At 62.1% G+C, this 16,293-nt stretch carries 20 protein-coding genes, 1 tRNA gene and 1 pseudogene; 1 reads left to right on the top strand and 21 read right to left on the bottom strand.

Annotation, left to right across the window (positions count from 1 at the left end):
• Positions 1–22: 22 nt before the first annotated feature.
• The 21 genes and pseudogenes from Q2M23_RS05900 to Q2M23_RS05800 form a co-directional block, all read right to left on the bottom strand.
• The gene (locus Q2M23_RS05900) at positions 23–2,155 is read right to left on the bottom strand and encodes a hypothetical protein (RefSeq protein ID WP_316394946.1); all 2,133 of its coding nucleotides are present in this window, start codon (positions 2,153–2,155) and stop codon (positions 23–25) included.
• The gene (locus tag Q2M23_RS05895) at positions 2,136–2,480 is read right to left on the bottom strand and encodes a GTA-gp10 family protein (RefSeq protein WP_316394945.1); all 345 of its coding nucleotides are present in this window, start codon (positions 2,478–2,480) and stop codon (positions 2,136–2,138) included. The genes Q2M23_RS05900 and Q2M23_RS05895 overlap by 20 nt, the downstream gene beginning before the upstream one ends.
• A complete protein-coding gene (locus Q2M23_RS05890; RefSeq protein WP_316394944.1) occupies positions 2,473–2,880 on the bottom strand; it encodes an HK97-gp10 family putative phage morphogenesis protein in 408 nt (135 codons plus the stop codon). Before Q2M23_RS05890 ends, Q2M23_RS05895 begins: the two co-directional genes overlap by 8 nt.
• A gap of 5 nt (positions 2,881–2,885) precedes the next feature.
• Positions 2,886–4,535 (bottom strand): terminase large subunit, encoded by a 1,650-nt coding sequence (locus Q2M23_RS05885; RefSeq protein ID WP_316394943.1) that lies wholly within the window; start codon positions 4,533–4,535, stop codon positions 2,886–2,888.
• Complete coding sequence (locus Q2M23_RS05880; RefSeq protein ID WP_316394942.1) at positions 4,513–4,893, bottom strand: phage terminase small subunit P27 family; 381 nt, start codon at positions 4,891–4,893, stop codon at positions 4,513–4,515. The genes Q2M23_RS05885 and Q2M23_RS05880 overlap by 23 nt, the downstream gene beginning before the upstream one ends.
• Complete coding sequence (locus tag Q2M23_RS05875) at positions 4,890–5,351, bottom strand: HNH endonuclease (protein WP_316394941.1); 462 nt, start codon at positions 5,349–5,351, stop codon at positions 4,890–4,892. The genes Q2M23_RS05880 and Q2M23_RS05875 overlap by 4 nt, the downstream gene beginning before the upstream one ends.
• On the bottom strand, positions 5,348–6,109 hold the full coding sequence (locus tag Q2M23_RS05870; protein ID WP_316394940.1) for a hypothetical protein: 762 nt from the start codon (positions 6,107–6,109) through the stop codon (positions 5,348–5,350). The genes Q2M23_RS05875 and Q2M23_RS05870 overlap by 4 nt, the downstream gene beginning before the upstream one ends.
• Positions 6,106–6,426, bottom strand: a complete 321-nt coding sequence (locus tag Q2M23_RS05865) for a phage head closure protein (RefSeq protein WP_316394939.1) — start codon at positions 6,424–6,426, stop codon at positions 6,106–6,108. Before Q2M23_RS05865 ends, Q2M23_RS05870 begins: the two co-directional genes overlap by 4 nt.
• Entirely contained in the window at positions 6,426–6,845 is a 420-nt protein-coding gene (locus Q2M23_RS05860; RefSeq protein WP_316394938.1) for a DUF3168 domain-containing protein, read from the bottom strand. Before Q2M23_RS05860 ends, Q2M23_RS05865 begins: the two co-directional genes overlap by 1 nt.
• Position 6,846: 1 nt before the next feature.
• A complete protein-coding gene (locus Q2M23_RS05855) occupies positions 6,847–7,128 on the bottom strand; it encodes a head-tail connector protein (protein WP_316394937.1) in 282 nt (93 codons plus the stop codon).
• Positions 7,125–7,676 carry a hypothetical protein gene (locus Q2M23_RS05850; protein WP_316394936.1) on the bottom strand — a complete coding sequence of 184 codons (552 nt, stop codon included), beginning with the start codon at positions 7,674–7,676 and terminating at the stop codon, positions 7,125–7,127. Before Q2M23_RS05850 ends, Q2M23_RS05855 begins: the two co-directional genes overlap by 4 nt.
• Positions 7,673–7,996: an HNH endonuclease signature motif containing protein gene (locus Q2M23_RS05845; protein ID WP_316394934.1), complete on the bottom strand. Its 324-nt coding sequence runs from the start codon at positions 7,994–7,996 to the stop codon at positions 7,673–7,675. Before Q2M23_RS05845 ends, Q2M23_RS05850 begins: the two co-directional genes overlap by 4 nt.
• Positions 7,996–8,223, bottom strand: a pseudogene (locus Q2M23_RS05840) (hypothetical protein); the annotation flags it as partial. The pseudogene Q2M23_RS05840 and the gene Q2M23_RS05845, both read right to left, overlap by 1 nt.
• An 83-nt stretch (positions 8,224–8,306) precedes the next feature.
• A complete protein-coding gene (locus Q2M23_RS05835; protein ID WP_316394933.1) occupies positions 8,307–8,573 on the bottom strand; it encodes a hypothetical protein in 267 nt (88 codons plus the stop codon).
• Between the two features lie 5 nt (positions 8,574–8,578).
• The gene (locus Q2M23_RS05830) at positions 8,579–9,739 is read right to left on the bottom strand and encodes a phage major capsid protein (protein WP_316394932.1); all 1,161 of its coding nucleotides are present in this window, start codon (positions 9,737–9,739) and stop codon (positions 8,579–8,581) included.
• Between the two features lie 32 nt (positions 9,740–9,771).
• Complete coding sequence (locus Q2M23_RS05825; protein ID WP_316394930.1) at positions 9,772–10,263, bottom strand: HK97 family phage prohead protease; 492 nt, start codon at positions 10,261–10,263, stop codon at positions 9,772–9,774.
• A complete protein-coding gene (locus tag Q2M23_RS05820) occupies positions 10,250–10,576 on the bottom strand; it encodes a gene transfer agent family protein (RefSeq protein ID WP_316394929.1) in 327 nt (108 codons plus the stop codon). Before Q2M23_RS05820 ends, Q2M23_RS05825 begins: the two co-directional genes overlap by 14 nt.
• Positions 10,576–11,832, bottom strand: a complete 1,257-nt coding sequence (locus Q2M23_RS05815; protein ID WP_316394928.1) for a phage portal protein — start codon at positions 11,830–11,832, stop codon at positions 10,576–10,578. Before Q2M23_RS05815 ends, Q2M23_RS05820 begins: the two co-directional genes overlap by 1 nt.
• Before the next feature lie 238 nt (positions 11,833–12,070).
• Positions 12,071–12,144: transfer RNA gene (locus tag Q2M23_RS05810), tRNA-Gln, on the bottom strand.
• Positions 12,145–12,340: 196 nt separating this feature from the next.
• Positions 12,341–12,538, bottom strand: coding sequence for a hypothetical protein (locus tag Q2M23_RS05805; RefSeq protein ID WP_316394927.1), 198 nt, complete (start codon positions 12,536–12,538; stop codon positions 12,341–12,343).
• A gap of 300 nt (positions 12,539–12,838) precedes the next feature.
• Positions 12,839–15,319 (bottom strand): penicillin-binding protein 1A, encoded by a 2,481-nt coding sequence (locus tag Q2M23_RS05800; RefSeq protein WP_076826508.1) that lies wholly within the window; start codon positions 15,317–15,319, stop codon positions 12,839–12,841.
• Between the two features lie 558 nt (positions 15,320–15,877).
• On the opposite strand from Q2M23_RS05800, the gene Q2M23_RS05795 reads away from it, so the two are divergent.
• Positions 15,878–16,213: a hypothetical protein gene (locus tag Q2M23_RS05795; protein ID WP_316394926.1), complete on the top strand. Its 336-nt coding sequence runs from the start codon at positions 15,878–15,880 to the stop codon at positions 16,211–16,213.
• Positions 16,214–16,293: the final 80 nt, after the last annotated feature.

Raw genomic sequence — 16,293 nt, 5'->3', positions numbered from 1 at the left:
GGGCTCTCGCGAGCAACTTCGATCAGCGCTTCAGCAAGCCTCCAGGTTTCATCTGGGTGCGCATCTCGCGCGCGACCATCCTTTGTGCGGCGTCGGTAACGGCCGCATGGACCTGTCTCGCAAGGTCTTCGTTCTGGCTCTTGCCGCCGGCCGAACCATTGACGTTGACCGTGACGGCCGGCGCCATGGTGATGGCGGTGTTGTTGACCATACCGCCGCCCGAACCGGCGCCGGTAGCGCTGGCGAGGTCACGCGCCATCTGCGCCGAGACGTGGTTCGGAATGACCTTGCTTCCTTTTGGCAGACTGACCAGTTCCGGACCGCGCTCGCCGACCAGCGCAAGACCACCGGGAGCGATGCCGCCATCGGCGAAGGCCGGGATGAGAGATCCACCGCCGCCGAGGCCAAACCCTCGCAAAAGCGGCGCGACGATGGCTTGCTTGATCACGACTTCCTCGATTGACCGAATGATCGACTTCGCCATCGAGGCGAAGGCGTCGCCGGCCGATTTTGTGCCGTCGATTAGGTCGGCCAGTCCGGTAGTGAGCGAATTGGACACCGTGTTGCTAATCTCCCGCAGTGCTTCATTGGTCCGCATACCTGCGGCCTCGACGGAGTTGAGGGCATCCGCGACGTTCGGATAGATAGACTTCAGACGCTCGGCGATTTCCACGTCGCGGGGATCGAACAACGCGGTCTGCCGGCCGCGCCGGACGTCATTGCCGATCCGCGCCTTCGCCAGTGCGTCGGCCGCAGCGCCGACCTGCTCTTTGAGTTTGGCGAACTGCGCGGCCTGCTCTGCGGTCTCTTTGCCGCCGTTCGCCTGCACCGCTGCCGTCTCGGCGGCCTGTGCCCGGAACCGCGCCAGTGCGGCGTCGCCAAGACCAACAGCGGCCGTGTCCGCTTTCGTCACCTCAATGTGGCGCTGCAGGCTGCTGATCGCGCGGTCAACGGCGTCGGTGTCATCGGTCGCAGTCTTCACGCCGGGCATCTTGGACGTGTCACCGCGCACGGCATCCGCCACGGTGCTTGTTTCTTGCATGGCTCGCCGCGTATTGGCGGGGTTCAGCATTGCCGCCCCGAGCCGGTTGGTCGCGTCGAGGCGTTGGACATTGACGCCGGTCTCAAGCCCTTCCGGAACCGAATTCAACCCCAGCCGATCGCTTAAGTCGGTCAGCTTCTTCCAGATGGACGCGTTGCCCATCGCCGCGAAGGCGTTGGGGATTTCCTTCACCATCGCATAGAGACGATCCGCCAGCCCGACAAGCTGGGCGAACGTGGTGACGACTGAGGCCCAGTTGGCCCGCGCATTGAGGCCCAATTCGGCCATATCGCGCTGAACGGGCTTCCACTTATCCGCGAGAATCTGTTGGGCCTCATTCATTCGGTCCCGAAGCTGGATCACGCGGCCGATGTCATCCTGGCTCACGATCTCGGCCTTCGACATAGCGTCGGTCTTCCGAAGCACTTGGTCGAGATAGTTATTGTCAGCCTGCAAAGCCGCCCGCACAGGTTCACCGAAGGCCTTGCCCGCGATGTCCAGCGCCGCCATCTGCTGGCCCTTTTGCATGGCCTGATCGATTAAGCTGACGATGGCACGGAGGCGCTGTTCGGTGTTAGACGCACCAGCGAAAGCACCTACGCCGGTGTTGCCGGCGAAGTTGCCAGCCTTCACAAGTTCGTCAATCCGCTGCTGGAGCTCGCTGCCGCCCAAGCGATCGGTGGAAGCTTGGCTGAACCGCTGCAACGCCTCCGTAACCTGATCAATGGACATGATGGCGCTCGGGGCGGACTTCGTGAACCGCTGCCAGAAGTCCGTCGAGACGCCGGACGAACTCGCCTTCGCGGCGATGTTACCGAACGCTTCGATCTCTTGGCCCGCAAGCTCGATGCTCTTCTTTAGGAACTCGAACGTATCCACGACAGCGGTGACGCCGAGCGCAACGGGTCGCAGGACGCTCAGCATCTTGCCGAAGGCGAGTGTCGCCGCGCCGGCCGCGCCCTGTGAGGCAAGAAACCCGGCCGACATTTTGATGGTCTGGGCGGTGACCGCGCGCGCGGCATTAGCTGCCGTCACGTTCATCTCGTTCATGTTCTTCTTGAAGCCGTCTAGACCGACGACCTTGATGGGAATGTTAAGCGCTGGCGTCGGCATTGGGCTTTCCTGCATAGAGGGCGAACAAAACGGCTGCAGCAGCCCCTGCGTTCTCGGCGATGGGTTTGGTGCGGACGTGATCGTTCAAAAGCTGATCAGCCTCGCGTTCGGAGGTGCCGGCGCCGATCAGTCCTAGCTCTAGGATGCGTTCAACATCCTCGATGGTGTAGCTGCCCGTCTCAAATCCGAGCAGTAGCGTCGCCGGTGGCTTCCCATTGACGCCAGCGTAGCTCAGGACGCGACGAACCCACGTGTGATTGAGATTCAAGGCATAGGTTCGATCGCCCCACCTGATGTCTAGGGCGCAGGGGTCAAGTTCAGTCATTGATTACCTCGTTAACAGCGTTTTGAAGTGCTTCGTTGATGTCGTCTTTTCGGGCGCGGTAGGTCGGCCAGAAAAATGGTCGCGCTGGCTGGTGCGAAGAGCCGAACTCAAAGGCCTCGCTATAGTCATAGGGCACGCCGGAGCCCTCTCTCACCTCGCCGGTCGTCAGATCCCCACCAGCAACCACGACCCATTCGGTCGGTTCGTTGCCCCGGACGACAGTGCAACTCTCCTCGAGGTGGCCCGTCTCGTCGGGTGACTGTTCCAGCGACTGCAGCGCGCGGCGCTGGGCGTCCGAAAGCTGTTCGGCCTGCTCGCGGACCACGTCCGATAGGTGCGCCTCGAGCTTGTCCGGGAGCGCCTGCAGCCATGCGTCAAAGTCGTCCTGATCGCTCGCCACGCGCGTCACCCTATGAGCATTTCTACGGTCACCGAGGGATCATCCCACGGCGACAGGCCACCTTCGCCGGCCGCAGCGCGCGACACGGCCATCCACGTCGCCGCGACCCCGTCGATTCGGTCGGTCGATTTCTGCTTTGCGATGATCCGATTGTTGTTGGTATCCGTGTGGAGGGCGACGTTGCCGAAGTTCCAGCGCAGGATCGGGTGCCCGCCGTGCTTGAACTTGCCGCCGATAATCGCCTCCTCAAGGAGGTTGAGCGCGGGGGACTGAGTCTTCCAGCCTTGCCTCAGGGTAACGACGCGATCGCCAAAGCCGTCATTCATAAGTGGGCGCATAACCGATTGCGCGTAGGTCTCGTCAAAGGCGACTTCGCGAACGTCAAACCGCTCAGCAAGGCCGCGAATGTAGGCCTCGACCATGCTATCGTCGATCACGTCGCCGAGCGTCGCGGTTAGGGCCCCGTCTTTCGACCATTGCAGATAGTTGACGCCATCGACGTCGCCACGCCGGCGGACGTTTGCCTCTGGTGCGAAAAAGTGCGGCAATACGGTGTAGGTGCCATCGTCGGATCTGAAGCACGCGACCACGGCGCTGAGATCGACCTTGCGGCTCATATCGACGCCGACCCAGCAGGGCCGGCCCCGGAAAGTCTCATAATCGATCGGGTCGCCGCCCTTGTCATAGATGGCGAGGTCCACAAACGACGAGGTCGTCTTGGCCAACCAGCGGTTCAGATTTAGCTGCAGGAAGCTGTCACGCTCCGACGGGGAATCGATCGCCTTCTTCGCCCGGTCGCGGTAGCCGCCAAGATCGGGATAGCCGTGACGCATGCCCGGGTTGAGGGCCTTCCACACCGCCTCGCTCTTCCAGTCGTCGCCCTCTTCCATCATGAACACGATGGGCAGGGTTGCTGGGTCGTCGATCTCGCCCTTCTGGACCTTGATTGCGTGCTGGACGATCTCGAATGCCAGGTTGTCCTCGCCGCGGCCCGCCGTCGTGGCTACCACCATGAGGGTCTCGGGCACTTTGATGAGGGCCGACTCAAGAGCTTCCCACTGCGATCGGCCGGCGCGGCCTTCCCACGCATGGAGTTCGTCAGCGATCACGACCTTGGGCGTCTTGCCGTGCTGCACCTTGCCGTCCGACGCCACGGCCTTGTAGCGGATGTTCCGCTTGCCGAACGTCATGGTGTGATTGCTGCCCCGGAGGATACGGACATGCCGGGACAGGCGCCGATCGCACTCGATGATCAGCGCCGACTCTTGGAACAACTCCAGCGCCTGCTCGTGTGCCGACGCCGCTGACACAATGAGGCTGCCGGGGTGCTTCTCGGGTCCGAGCAGGTGCAGGAGGTTGATGGCTGCCGCGAGACTGGTCTTACGGTTGCCGCGCGGTAGCACCATGATCACGCGCCGGACGATGCGCGAGCCCTTGCGCGCGACCAGAATGCCGTCGTCGTAAACGTCGTCGAGGTGGCGCGGGCCGTAAATCCGGAGCAAGATGCGCTCTTGCCACGAGTCAAGCTGGAACGGATGTCCCGGCGCAGGATTGCTCGGGTGCTTCAGCTTGCGAAGCCACTCCACCGCTGCCGCGCCACGCCCGAACGGGTCCGGAATGTCGGATCCGTCATCAATCCACGAGGGAATCAGCATCACTGTCATCTTCGCGGACTGACGGCCTAGACCTTGAGACCGGCGTCAGGCCAAGTTCGGCCGCAAGCTGGCGCGCGGTCACGATCGCCTTGTCCTGCATCCGGAAAACCTTGGGGTCGATGGTCTTGTTCTCTTTGAGGCCGATGCGCAGGAGGTATTCAAGCTCGCGGACGCGGCCGATGCCGATGCAGTAATTTTCGAGACTGCCTAAGTCTGCGGGGGTCAGGATCCTTCGCTGGGATAGCTCCGGCATGACGCGGCGCCATTCCTCCCTCGCAAAAGAAGAGAGCCATTCGGGTGGCTTCTTTCTGCGGATGGCCTTTGAGGCTTCGCGCAGTTTCGGCTTCGTGCCTTTCATTGGTCGACCCTCGCGAACTCGCCGAAGTGTTCGCGCGCGGCCCTGGCGTAGGACTCGGCTGCAAGCTCTATCGTCGGGAAGGTCCCAAGGTGAAGCTGGCGCTTCTTCATGAAAATGCGGGCGCGGTATCCGTATTTGGTTGAGGACACTCCTTTGATGCCAAGCTTGTTGCGGGCCTTCCGGCCCATTGCGGTTTGGCTCTGCGACGCGAGCCGCAGGTTGGGCCAACTCACGTCCGCCCGGTCACCGTTCCAGAAACTGACGCCGCGCGGGGGCCATTCACCCTTCATGAACAGCCACGCCAAGCGGTGCGCGAGGTAGTGCCGACCGTCGACCATGATCTCGCGGTAGCCTTGTGGATCGATATGTCCCGCGACCTTGCCGCCAGCGTCGGTGAAGATGCCGGAGATGGGGTCATAGTCGAGAACAGCGCGAAGGCGCTCAACGGTGAGGATCATCGAGCCACCCCCTCGACGAATCGGGGGAAGGACGGCACTTCTATCGTATGAAAAAGACAGAGTGGCCCGGAATAGCGACTGCTGTTGGGATCGTGTTTATCCTGACGATGATCGCATGGTTGGGCTTGTGGGGGCCTGTGAATCTGACTGCAATAAAAGATTGGCAAACGCTTATTGGCTTCGGCGGCACGTTGGCGGTTGGTTGCATTGCTTGGATAAACGTTACGCGACAAATCAGACAGCAGAGAGCGGGAACGCGTCTTACACTCCTGAGTCGAGAGGAAGATCGCATCGAGAAGACATTGCCGGGTTTCAAGGATGCGGCGAAACTCTGCGAAAATCTTTCGCGACGCTTGGACGCTGTTAGTGGCGATATTCAAGCGACAATTAGAGAGCTTCGGAGGGGAAACGTTGATTCTCCTCCAGACAAAATGCGCGAAACAGTGGGCAAGCTCCTCCCAGCGACGGATGAAGCAACGCGACAATCTGTAATCAATAGCCTTCAGATACTGGTCAACAAATGCCTGTCTGCATCCATCATGGACTCGGCCGGTCGCAAAGGCCCTGTCGATGCCCCTGGCGAAGTAGAGTTCGATCAGGATGCCCGTGAACGATTCGAGCAGCAGATGGCCGAGGTCAGAGACGCCATAGAAGAGCTCGCACGACTCGGCGCAAAGTTGCGATCCAAAGCTCGATGGAGCATAGCCCGACTCGATCGGATCAGGGCAGAAATAGAAGCCACGATCATATAGGGTCACGGTCCGACCCTCTCGCAATGGATGTCCCAGCCGACACGGCGACTTAGCTCTTTCAGATTCCGGATGGCGTAGGCGTCGCCCTGGCAGACAACCCGGTGCTCCAAGGTCAGGCCATCGAGCCAGCGGGTGCGGAACACGATAACCTTGTCCGAGGTGCTGCCCCGGTTGGCGCTCTCGGTGTCATTGACGGCAATCTGCATCAGCTTCGCCCGCACGGTGGCGAAGGGTGACCACGTATCCACCGCTGACCGGAACTCATTGACGGTCGTCGTGCGCTGCTGAATCTCAATCACGCGGTCTAGGTCGCCAGCACGCATCAGCGTTCCCTCATGATAGCTGCAACGTTGACCACGCCGTGGGAAAACGGGCCGTGCAGATCGCGCAGAAATCGGGTGCTATCCACGGCCATATCGAACACTGAGAAGTGCTCGGTCTGGATCACGCTACCTGCCACCTGTGCATCATGGTAAAGCGCGTCAACGATGGCACTAGCCGCCAGCTTTGCCTTCACCAGCGCGTTCTCTTCAAACCAGACGTGCAGCGTGGCGTTCACCGTGGCATCCCATCTCCGATAGATGGTCTGTGCCTCGCCGATGATGAGGCTGGGGAAGCGTTCCGGACGGCCGGTAACGTCCAGCACGTTGTCAGCCGGGATCATTTCCATGAGGTCCGCAGACTCCAAAAGGCGGTTACCGATCAGGGTTTGAAGCTCTAGACTGGGCTCAAAAACGGTCATGTCAGAACGCAAACGCCCGATAGGGACACAAGAGATCGAGCATCCCGAACGGCAGGGACGATGCCGTGACGCCAACGAGGCTGGCCTCCCTGTTCTCATAGAGGTGTCCGCAAAGCTGTAGGACAGCCTCAAGCACTGGGGCTGGCGCGCTGTCTGCATCCACGTCGCCGGCTGTGTAGGATCCGACCCAAGCCTTCGCCGCGTCCAGCTTCTGCTGGATGAGGACATCGTCAAAGTCGGTGGTGACGTTCAAATGGGCCTTCGCGGCCTCGAGAGTGATCACTGAAAAAACTCCAATTCGGAAGAATCTTGCGCTTGAGAGGAGCTGCGGTCTGAGACGCTTCCCTGTGGCTTTTGACCCACCCGGGGGGATGCTTGCCGTTGATGTTTGGCCGGTGCGAACAGCGCTTCCTCGATCGACCAGCCGCAACTGATGCGGTAGTAGACGGTCTGCTTGAGAACCGGTGACTCCTTCAGCCAGTCGGCAAAGCGCTTGGTCACGCCGTTGATCGTGCATGTCTTGCCCCGCAACTTAACCGGCTTGGGCTTCGCTGGACGTTCTACGCGCACGCGCTTCGGTGATGCATCGACGCGCTGGCGAGCGCGGGTGCGAACGTAGTCAGGCTCTAGATCAGCCAGCGCGCAGGACTCGTTGAAGTCGGGGTTGGGAGTGAACAGCCAAGAGAGGGCCTGCTGGTGCTCAAGCTCGGTGCAGTTGACGCCGCAGGCATCGAGGATCATCTGTTCGATCATGGCGCGCCACAAAGTTTTGCGTCCGCCGTTCTGTTCGGGCTCCGAGGAGTCCTGATATTTGGGGCGCTCGGCGGTCATCGTTCCTGTGCCTGCTTGGTGCTGTTGTGGTGATGGGTGCAGAGCGGTTGCCAGTTGCTCTTGTCCCAGAACAAGGCCTTGTCGCCGCGATGGGGGTTGATGTGGTCGACCACGGTTGCGGGCTTGCCGCACATGGCACAGTTGGGATGGCTGGCGAGGAAGCCGCTGCGGGCCTTCTGCCATGCGGTGCCGTAGCCGCGATCGGAGGCTGTTGGGCGGCGTCGTGCGGCTTCGGCCTTGCGGAGGATCTGACACGCGCACAGGACGCCGGCGGCGACCTTTCTGCCACAACCACAAATTCTGGGTGGACGCATGGGCATTACAGCGGAACCTCGACCATGCTATGGACGGTCTGGTCACCGAGCGCGTTGAGCCGGTCGCGCGCCGAACTGATGTTGGTGACGGTGTTGTCGTCGGCGTCTTTGCCGCTGCCGAAGATGGCCTTGAGCATTTCCATGCGGCCTTGGTAGGCCTCGTTGATCTCGGCGGGTGTGGCGTTCCACGCCTGCTCCGGCGACCAGCCCAACCAGCCGGTAGCGAGGCGAAAGAGCTTGGCGAAGTATTCATCGAAAGTCGGATCGTAGCCATGTCGTTCTGTGAGCCAAGGAGTTGAGTGTTATAGTTGTCTTCCTAAGACCGCTTGGCCTCCGACTTTCGCAGCGCGTTCAGTGTTTCAAGGGTCTCATAGGCGATCATCAGTTCGGCCGCTGTCGGATTGACTGCGCCCAAGCGGACCACGTCCGCAATGGTGGTCAGTCGCCATGCAGCGATGTCGTCCGAAAGCTTCTGAAAGCCGCCGTAATCCCGCTCAAGGCGTATTGCGGCCCGCAAGGTCGGGCGTAGCCTGATCGTGCCGGAGGGGAGCACGGCGACCACTTCGTCATTTGCGAGCCGCATGGTCGTTACGCCGTTGCCTTGACCAGAACCACAGCTTCGGAGAGGACCGGCTTGCCGCCGACGCGGCGACGGGCGCGGAACTTCACGATGCCGTTGTCGGCGCCGGTGAACTGGTCTTCGAGGATCGCCATGCCGACGCGATCGACGATCTGATAAGCACTGGAGTAGTCGCCGAATGCGATCGGATAAGTCGTCGCCGCCGGGCTACCTGCACCGACCAGCGGGTCCATATCGATCGCCTCATAGACCGGACGCCCAAGCAAAGTCGGCGGAGTGCCGTTCGCGAGGCTGTCGGACCAGAGGGTGCGGTTGCCGGTGGAAGCGTCAGCAAGCTTGCGGATGACGCCCATCGTCTGGCGCTTCATCAGCCAGGAACCGACTGAAGCATAGGCGTCGGGCAGCGCGTAGAACGTATCGATCAGCTTGGTCAGAAGGTCGCTGCCGTCCTGCTTGGCCGTGATCTGGTTGTAGTCGCCGGGCGTGTGCAGGAGGCCGGTCGGCTTGCCGTTGCCGTCGCCGACCATGAACGACGTTGCCTCGCTCTTGCCGAACTTCTTGATCAGATGCCGCAAGAGCAGGCCCGACAGGTCAACAATCGAATCTTCGAGCAACTGACGCGACACGGGCACGACGCCTGCGTATTCGTAGGTCTTGATGTCCACCTGATCGAAGGCAGATTCACCCGTCGGCCGCGGGCCGGTCTCGGTGACCCAACCTCCGTCAGCCTGATCGGTCACAACCGGAATGTAGACTTCGGTGGTGCCGATCGACATAACGCTGGCGAGGCCGCGCAGCGGCGAGAACTGCACCAGCTTTTCGATGACGCGCGTCGAATACTCGGGCGCGACGACATAGCCCCCGCTCGCCTGCGAGCCGATATTCATCGTCTTGCGTTCGATGTCGTCGAGGGCCTGAACGCCGCCCCGCAGGAACTTGTTCAGGGCCTTGGTCTCGATCGCGAGCGCGTCGTCACCGTTGTTGCTGTTGCCAGTCGGCAGGCGCGATGCCTTGGCCTCGATCTCGTCGAGGCGGCGCTTGAGGGCAGCGTGATCGTCGGCGCTCTTCTTTTCGAGCGCGGACCGGAAGTCAGCAAACTCTTTCTTGATGAGCTCGTCCGCCGACAGTTCCGGCGCGTCCTTGAATTCGAGGGTGGAGAGATGCTTCATTGGGTAGTGTAGCCTTCCTTTTGGTTCTGGGATCAGAGGGATGCCGTGAGGTTGCGAATGGCCGCAGCTACGGCGAGCGCGCGGTCATATTCTTTTGCGGACGAGATGCGGGCGCGCGGGTGCGCCGGGTTGCGCACGACACTGATCTCGGCGAGGTCGAGCGCACTGATGACGCGGTTGCGGCCTTGCGTGGTTGAGGCCTTGGTGCGGAAGCCGATCGAAAGCCCATCGACCAGTTTGCTCTTGACCATGGCGAGAACCGAACGGGCGCGCGGCTTGTCCATATGCAGCGTTCCCTTGACGACAAAGCCGTCATTCGTCTCGGCTGTCTCGGACCACGTCCCGATCAGATCCTGCGGGTCATGACCGAACAGCATGGGAAGATCGGCCATGATCGGGCCGAACGCGCCCTTGGTGATGATGTCGCCGGTGGTATCGGGGCCGGCATTGAAGGGCCACGCCGTGCCAATGATCACGCCCTCGTCTGTGACACTGAGCGTTGCCTTGATTTCAAGCTTGTCCATTCGATGCCTCGTTAGGTGCGCCGAACCAGACACGTTCAAGAATCTTGCTGGCGATGGGATAGGATTCGGCGATCGGTCGACCGTCGACATAGGCCGCGACCAACTCGGCGGCGCGCTTGGGCGCCATTCCGCCGCCGACCAATGCGATGCGGATGGTCTCGCTGAGATCGGACTGGCTGAAAGCTCGGTGATTCACGCGATTGAAGAGCGCGCCGATCGGGCCGCACTTCGTTTCAAGCTCGGTGATGAGCTTGGGCGTAAGCTGGAATGTGTGCTCGCCATCGGCAAAGAAGGTTGTGTAGGGAGCGGTCATCAGACGTGCGCCGGGTCGTTCTGGTTGTCATTGGACGGACCATTGAGCTTGCCGCCGGCATGCGCGCTCGAGGTGTTGAAGTTCTCGTAGGTGTCGCCGCCCTCGTATGCCGGGAGATTGAACCCGATCGCGCGGGCTTCGTTGGGCGACAGGATACGAGCAGCGACTGCGGCGCTGAGAGCTTGCGAGCGGGCGAGCAGGTCCGCGCGGGCGAAGCCATCCAAGTTGAACTCGATCACGAACTGGTCGCGCTCTTCCTGAGTGAGCAACTTCAGCGCTAGTTCCTGCTCCCAGCGCTTGATCCACGGCAACAAGGTCTGCGACAGGAACTCCTGGCCGAGAGATTCGACGTTCTTCATAGTCGCCCGTTCAAGCTGGGCGAGCATGTGCGGGCTGACACGGAAGACGCGCGCGATGTCGCTGATGGTGAAGTTCCTCATTTCAAGGAACTGCGCGTCAACGCTGGTCATGGTGGTGTTCTGCCAAGTCATATCAGCAGGGAGGAAAACGGTTTCGCCCGTGTTCTCAGCGCCGCCGACCACCGCTTTCCATGCCGCCCGCATCTTGGCGATGCCGTCCGGCGTGCTGATATCCTTCAACGTGACAACGCCGCCCGGCGTCGTGCGCTTGCTGAACAGTCGAGCGGCGTTTTTCTCGAGGATGAGCGCGAGGGCGATCGTTTCCCGGGCCTCGCCGACCAGTCCGCGCGAGGGATTGTAGGCCGGGGTGTGCAGATGGATGATGTCCGACGCGGGGATAGTGCTCGCGGCAGATTTCCCGTCAGCCTTCACCGCATATTGCGGTTCGAAGTTCGAATAATCGACAATGATCGACGACAGCGCCGGATCGAGGCGAATGATCTCATGCACCTTGTCGCCGACCCGGACGATCTGCGCAAAGCCGCCGTAGGGCTGCAGTAGAGCGTCGGCGGTGACTTGGGAGCGGAAGAGCGCGGATGGCGTCCAGCTATTCGGCGCGTCATGGAGCAGCCGGTAGAGCGGGTGATCCGTGGCCTTCGCTTTGCCGCCGTCCGGAAGCGTCTTGTAAACGTGAAGGGGGAGCTGGCCGATGGCCTCGCTGATCGCTCTGATTGCGCACGCGACAGGGGCGCATGTCATGGCCGTGTAGGGCGTCACCGTGATGCCGGCGAGCGTCGGGACCGCGCCAAATAGCTCAAAGAGCCACGGCTCCGGGTCAGCGAGGCCCTTGGTCTCTACCGCCGGGGCGGCCTTACGAAATCGAGAGAGGATCGACAAAGAGGCACAATCGGAATTGGCGCTCGCTGGTTGGGCGAGTGCGGGGACAGCTTCCGTTGTGCTTTTGTGTCGGGATCAGGCCCGAACGGGTAATATTATGTCGCGAAACTTTATTGCGCGCAACACCACCCTAATACCGTTTTGCGCTTTTTCTGCTACTCAAATGTGTTACGAGTAGCTACGTCCCGGCGGCCATGGGGCTCACTCAAGTTATTGATTTTATTGATGTATAGAAGATTGGCTGGGGAACCTGGATTCGAACCAAGACAAACAGAGTCAGAGTCTGTTGTGCTACCGTTACACCATTCCCCAAGAATCGTCCGTGGTATCAACAGCTTAGCTGGATGACTGGACATCTCGGTGCAGCGGGTTCGCCTGCCAAATCAGCGCCCGCGCGAGAGCGACCTTCTACCCGCTTGGTCCCACGCTTGGCAAGCATTGTTGGCGGAGCGGGCGCGAAAATCGCAAGTCGGGACGCCACTGACCCGACCGGTGCGAGCCACACGAGTCACATCCCGGCGAGCAATTCCAGCAGCAGTTCGGGCCAGGCTGCCCACACGGCTCCAACACCAAATCCGGCGGTGCCGAACCCAATCGCGCCGATCCAGCCGTGGCACCCAAATCCCAGCACGCCGATCACGGTTGCCATTCCAACCATCGAAACCGTCCAGGTTACCTGAACCACGACAACGAGCGTCTTGATCATTGGTCTCACGCACAATCGCTTGTTGGAGTAACCGCCCTAACAACGGCACCCGCGGCGCCTTCGCGCGGACGTCGCGACCGTTCTCTCTGGTTGGTGCGGCTCACCGGCGGGCCGTTCACACACCTCCCTCGAAGTTGATCGCCCACAGACCGCCGGACATCAGCGCCAAGCGTGGGGACGCAGGCCTTAGCGCGGGACATCGGCGCAAGGCATGTCATCTGACGTGTCATGCTTACGCATGCACCGCCCGTTCGTGGAAAAGGTCGAGCCGCGTCTCGTGAACGCCTTGCCGGCCCGACCTCAGTACAGCCCGCCCGTCCCAGACCGCATCACGGCCCGATCGGCGTCCGGCGAAATGCCCTGCTGGGTGCCGTCGATCACGTCGGTGCCGGCGACCATCCCGGGATCATTGAACGGCGGCGCCTGGCCCGGCTTGAAGGCCTCGAGCACCACGCCCCGGTTCTGGCCGGGCACAGCGCGCTGGCCAGTCTTGGCATCGACCAGGACCAGCCGGATGCCGACCGGCTGCTTGAACGGGGTGGCGGGCTTGTCGGCCAGCGCGAGCTTCAGGAAGTCGCGCGCGATCGGCGCCGCGGTATGGCCGGCCTGCGCGTTGCGGCCGAGCGAGCGCGGCTTGTCGTAGCCGACATAGAGACCGACCACGAGGTCCGGCGAAAAGCCGACGAACCAGAGATCCTTGGCCTCGTTCGAGGTGCCGGTCTTGCCGGCGAGCGGCTTGCCGACGTCCTTCAGCGCGGTGCCGGTACCGGCCTGAATCACGCCCTCCATCAGCGAGGTGATCTGGTAGGCGGACATCGCGTCAAGCACCCGCTCGCGGCGGTCGACGAGCTGCGGCTCCGGCTGGTTCTTCCAGCCCTCCGGTGCGTCGCAGCCGCGGCATTCGCGCTGATCGTGCTTGAAGATGGTGTGGCCGTAGCGGTCCTGGATGCGGTCGATCAAGGTCGGCTTCACGCGGACGCCGCCATTGGCGATCATCGAATAGGCCGTGGCCATCCGCATCACCGTGGTTTCGCCGGCGCCGAGCGCGTAGGCGAGATAGTTCGGCAACTCGTCATAGACGCCGAAGCGCTTTGCATATTCGCCGATCAGCGGCATGCCGATTTCCTGCGCCAGCCGCACGGTCACCGTGTTGAGCGAGAGCCGCAGCGCGTTGCGCAGCGTCACCTGGCCCTGATACTTGCCGGTGGAGAAGTTTTCGGGCCGCCAGATGTTGCCCTGCCCCTGGTCGATCTCGATCGGCGCGTCGATCATCATGGTCGATCCGGTGTAGCCGTTGTCGAGCGCCGACGAATAGACGATCGGCTTGAAGGTCGAGCCGGGCTGCCGATAGGCCTGCGTCGCGCGGTTGAACTGGCTCTGGTCGAACGAGAAGCCGCCGACCATCGCCAGCACGCGGCCGGTGTGCGGATCCATCGCCACCATCGCACCCGACAGCTCAGGGATCTGTCGCAGCCGGTACTGGCCTTCGACGCGCTGGCCGTCCTTGCTGAAGAGCGGGTCGGCGTAGATCACGTCGCCTGGCTGCAGCACCTGCGCCACCGATGTCGGCGTCTTGCCCTTGCTCTTGGCCCAGCGCGCGCCGTCCATCGTGATGATGCCGGTCTCGCGCTGCTTGCTGATGGCGCCGCCGAGCTCGCGGCCCGGCTGGAAGCCGATCCGTGCCGACTGGTCGTTGCTCTCCAGCACCACCGCCATTCGCCACGGCGAGATGTCGGACAGCGATTTGATCTCGGCGAGCGGCACGCCCCAGTCACTGGTCAGGTCGAGCCTTTGGATCGCACCGCGATAGCCCTGCTGCTCGTCATAGTTCACGAGCCCAGCCACCATGGCCTTGCGCGCCATCACCTGGACCTTGGGGTCGAGCGTGGTGCGCACCGACAGGCCGCCCTCATAGAGCTTCTTCTCGCCATAGCGCTCGAAGATGTCGCGGCGGACTTCTTCCGAGAAATATTCGCCGGCGAAGGTGTGCGCGCCATTGCTGCGGTTGGTGACGGTCAGCGGCTCCTTGCGCGCCTTGTCGGCGTCGGCCGCGGTGATCCAGCCGTTCTCCTGCAGGCGGTCGATCACGTAGTTGCGGCGCTCGACGGCGCGCGCGCGGTTGCGCACCGGATGCAGGCTGGCCGGCATTTTCGGCAGCGCCGCCAGATAGGCCGCTTCCGCGACCGTCAGCTCATTGACGGACTTGTCGAAATACACCAGCGAGGCCGCCGCGATGCCGTAGGCGCCAAGGCCGAGATAGATTTCGTTGAGATAGAGCTCGAGGATCTTGTCCTTGGAGTAAGCCCGCTCGATTCGCATCGCCAGCAAGGCTTCCTTGATCTTGCGGGTGAACGACACCTCGTTGGTCAAAAGGAAGTTCTTGGCGACCTGCTGGGTGATCGTCGAGGCGCCCTGCGGCCGCCGGTTGGAACCGAAGTTCTGGATGTAGGCGACACCGGCGCGCGCCATGCCGGTGTAGTCGACGCCGCCATGCTCGTAGAAATTCTTGTCCTCGGCGGCGAGGAACGCGTTGATCACGAGCTTCGGCACCGCCTGGATCGGCAGATAAAGCCTGCGCTCCTTGGCGTATTCGCCGAGCAGCGAGCCGTCGGCCGCGTGCACGCGGGTCATCACCGGCGGCTCGTAGTTCTGGAGCTGCGAATACTCGGGCAGGTCCTTGGAGAAATGCCAGAACAGCCCTGCGACCGCGGCCAGACCAGCCAGGAACAGGATGGTGCCTGCGGTGAACAGGAACCCGAAGAACCGCAACAGAAATTTCATCGACCAGATTTCCGTGGCGAATACGTCGCTCGTTCTGAGCGCGCTGCGTGCCACTTAGGCCGCCCGGTATATCGGTCGCTCCATGGACCTGCAATTCAACACCGGAGAATTAAAGCAAGCCAGGCGTCAAACTTATGCCATAGAGCCCGGCTCGCGCCCGCAGCCAAATCGGCAGACCTCGCCGACTGGCAGCGCCCGCGGAGGCTGCATCGATCGCCGCTGCAGCGCTGCGCGCTTCGCGCACCGCGCCTGATAGCGCTGCGGTCTCGATACGCTTGCGCGGAGAGCACGTTCCGAAAGAAAAGCGCGGGCCGGACGGACCGATTCCCCGATCCGGCCGACGATTTGGGTGCTGCGACATCAGAAATCGGTGGACAGCGCCGGCGCGCCAATCACATTAAGGATTTGTTAACCATAACTACCGCAAGTTGTTGGCATACACCGACTCGCGACGGGCTGATTTGGATGGCACTGCGCGGATTCAAACGGCCATTTACGGCCGACCCTAACGTTCTTGGATTTCCAAGACCACCCGCATCGGCCATGGGCACAGAAGCCTTGGACCTCGTCTATCAGGCGGCGGATTTGTTCCGCAGCATCGAGGACAGGGCCCGCGCCGGCGAAGCGCGCGCCGAGGCCGCCGAACAGGCGCAGCTCGAAATCATCGCCGCCACCGAGCGCAAATTGAGGGATGCGTCGCGGGCGCTTGAGGAAGCCCGACGGCGCATCGAGTCCCAACAGGAGCAACTCGATGCGGCCGAATTCCGCGCCCAGGCCGCCGAAGTCGAGGCGCGCGAAGCCAAGCAATCCCTGGCTCTGATCGAAGACGCGATCCGCCAGCGCTTGCTGCTGACCAGCGGGCAAAAGGACGGCAGGTCGACCGCCGTCGCCTGACCGCAGCGCGGATCAATTGGAGCGGCAGCCCGCACGAGCGGAGCGACATGCGGGAGCTCAACAAGACCCGGATATCGCTT

This window comes from Bradyrhizobium sp. 33ap4 (assembly GCF_032654765.1).
In the GTDB taxonomy this organism is placed as follows: Bacteria; Pseudomonadota; Alphaproteobacteria; order Rhizobiales; family Xanthobacteraceae; genus Bradyrhizobium; species Bradyrhizobium australafricanum.
This window is presented reverse-complemented; position numbering and strand designations above follow the sequence as displayed.

Bases quoted from the DNA above. Each gene is read 5' to 3' on its own strand.
- Q2M23_RS05900 (WP_316394946.1), bottom strand. From the start codon at position 2,155: ATGCCGACGCCAGCGCTTAACATTCCCATCAAGGTCGTCGGTCTAGAC.
- Q2M23_RS05895 (WP_316394945.1), bottom strand. From the start codon at position 2,480: ATGACTGAACTTGACCCCTGCGCCCTAGACATCAGGTGGGGCGATCGA.
- Q2M23_RS05885 (WP_316394943.1), bottom strand. From the start codon at position 4,535: ATGCTGATTCCCTCGTGGATTGATGACGGATCCGACATTCCGGACCCG.
- Q2M23_RS05880 (WP_316394942.1), bottom strand. From the start codon at position 4,893: ATGAAAGGCACGAAGCCGAAACTGCGCGAAGCCTCAAAGGCCATCCGC.
- Q2M23_RS05875 (WP_316394941.1), bottom strand. From the start codon at position 5,351: ATGATCCTCACCGTTGAGCGCCTTCGCGCTGTTCTCGACTATGACCCC.
- Q2M23_RS05865 (WP_316394939.1), bottom strand. From the start codon at position 6,426: ATGCGTGCTGGCGACCTAGACCGCGTGATTGAGATTCAGCAGCGCACG.
- Q2M23_RS05860 (WP_316394938.1), bottom strand. From the start codon at position 6,845: ATGACCGTTTTTGAGCCCAGTCTAGAGCTTCAAACCCTGATCGGTAAC.
- Q2M23_RS05850 (WP_316394936.1), bottom strand. From the start codon at position 7,676: ATGACCGCCGAGCGCCCCAAATATCAGGACTCCTCGGAGCCCGAACAG.
- Q2M23_RS05845 (WP_316394934.1), bottom strand. From the start codon at position 7,996: ATGCCCATGCGTCCACCCAGAATTTGTGGTTGTGGCAGAAAGGTCGCC.
- Q2M23_RS05835 (WP_316394933.1), bottom strand. From the start codon at position 8,573: ATGCGGCTCGCAAATGACGAAGTGGTCGCCGTGCTCCCCTCCGGCACG.
- Q2M23_RS05830 (WP_316394932.1), bottom strand. From the start codon at position 9,739: ATGAAGCATCTCTCCACCCTCGAATTCAAGGACGCGCCGGAACTGTCG.
- Q2M23_RS05825 (WP_316394930.1), bottom strand. From the start codon at position 10,263: ATGGACAAGCTTGAAATCAAGGCAACGCTCAGTGTCACAGACGAGGGC.
- Q2M23_RS05820 (WP_316394929.1), bottom strand. From the start codon at position 10,576: ATGACCGCTCCCTACACAACCTTCTTTGCCGATGGCGAGCACACATTC.
- Q2M23_RS05805 (WP_316394927.1), bottom strand. From the start codon at position 12,538: ATGATCAAGACGCTCGTTGTCGTGGTTCAGGTAACCTGGACGGTTTCG.
- Q2M23_RS05800 (WP_076826508.1), bottom strand. From the start codon at position 15,319: ATGAAATTTCTGTTGCGGTTCTTCGGGTTCCTGTTCACCGCAGGCACC.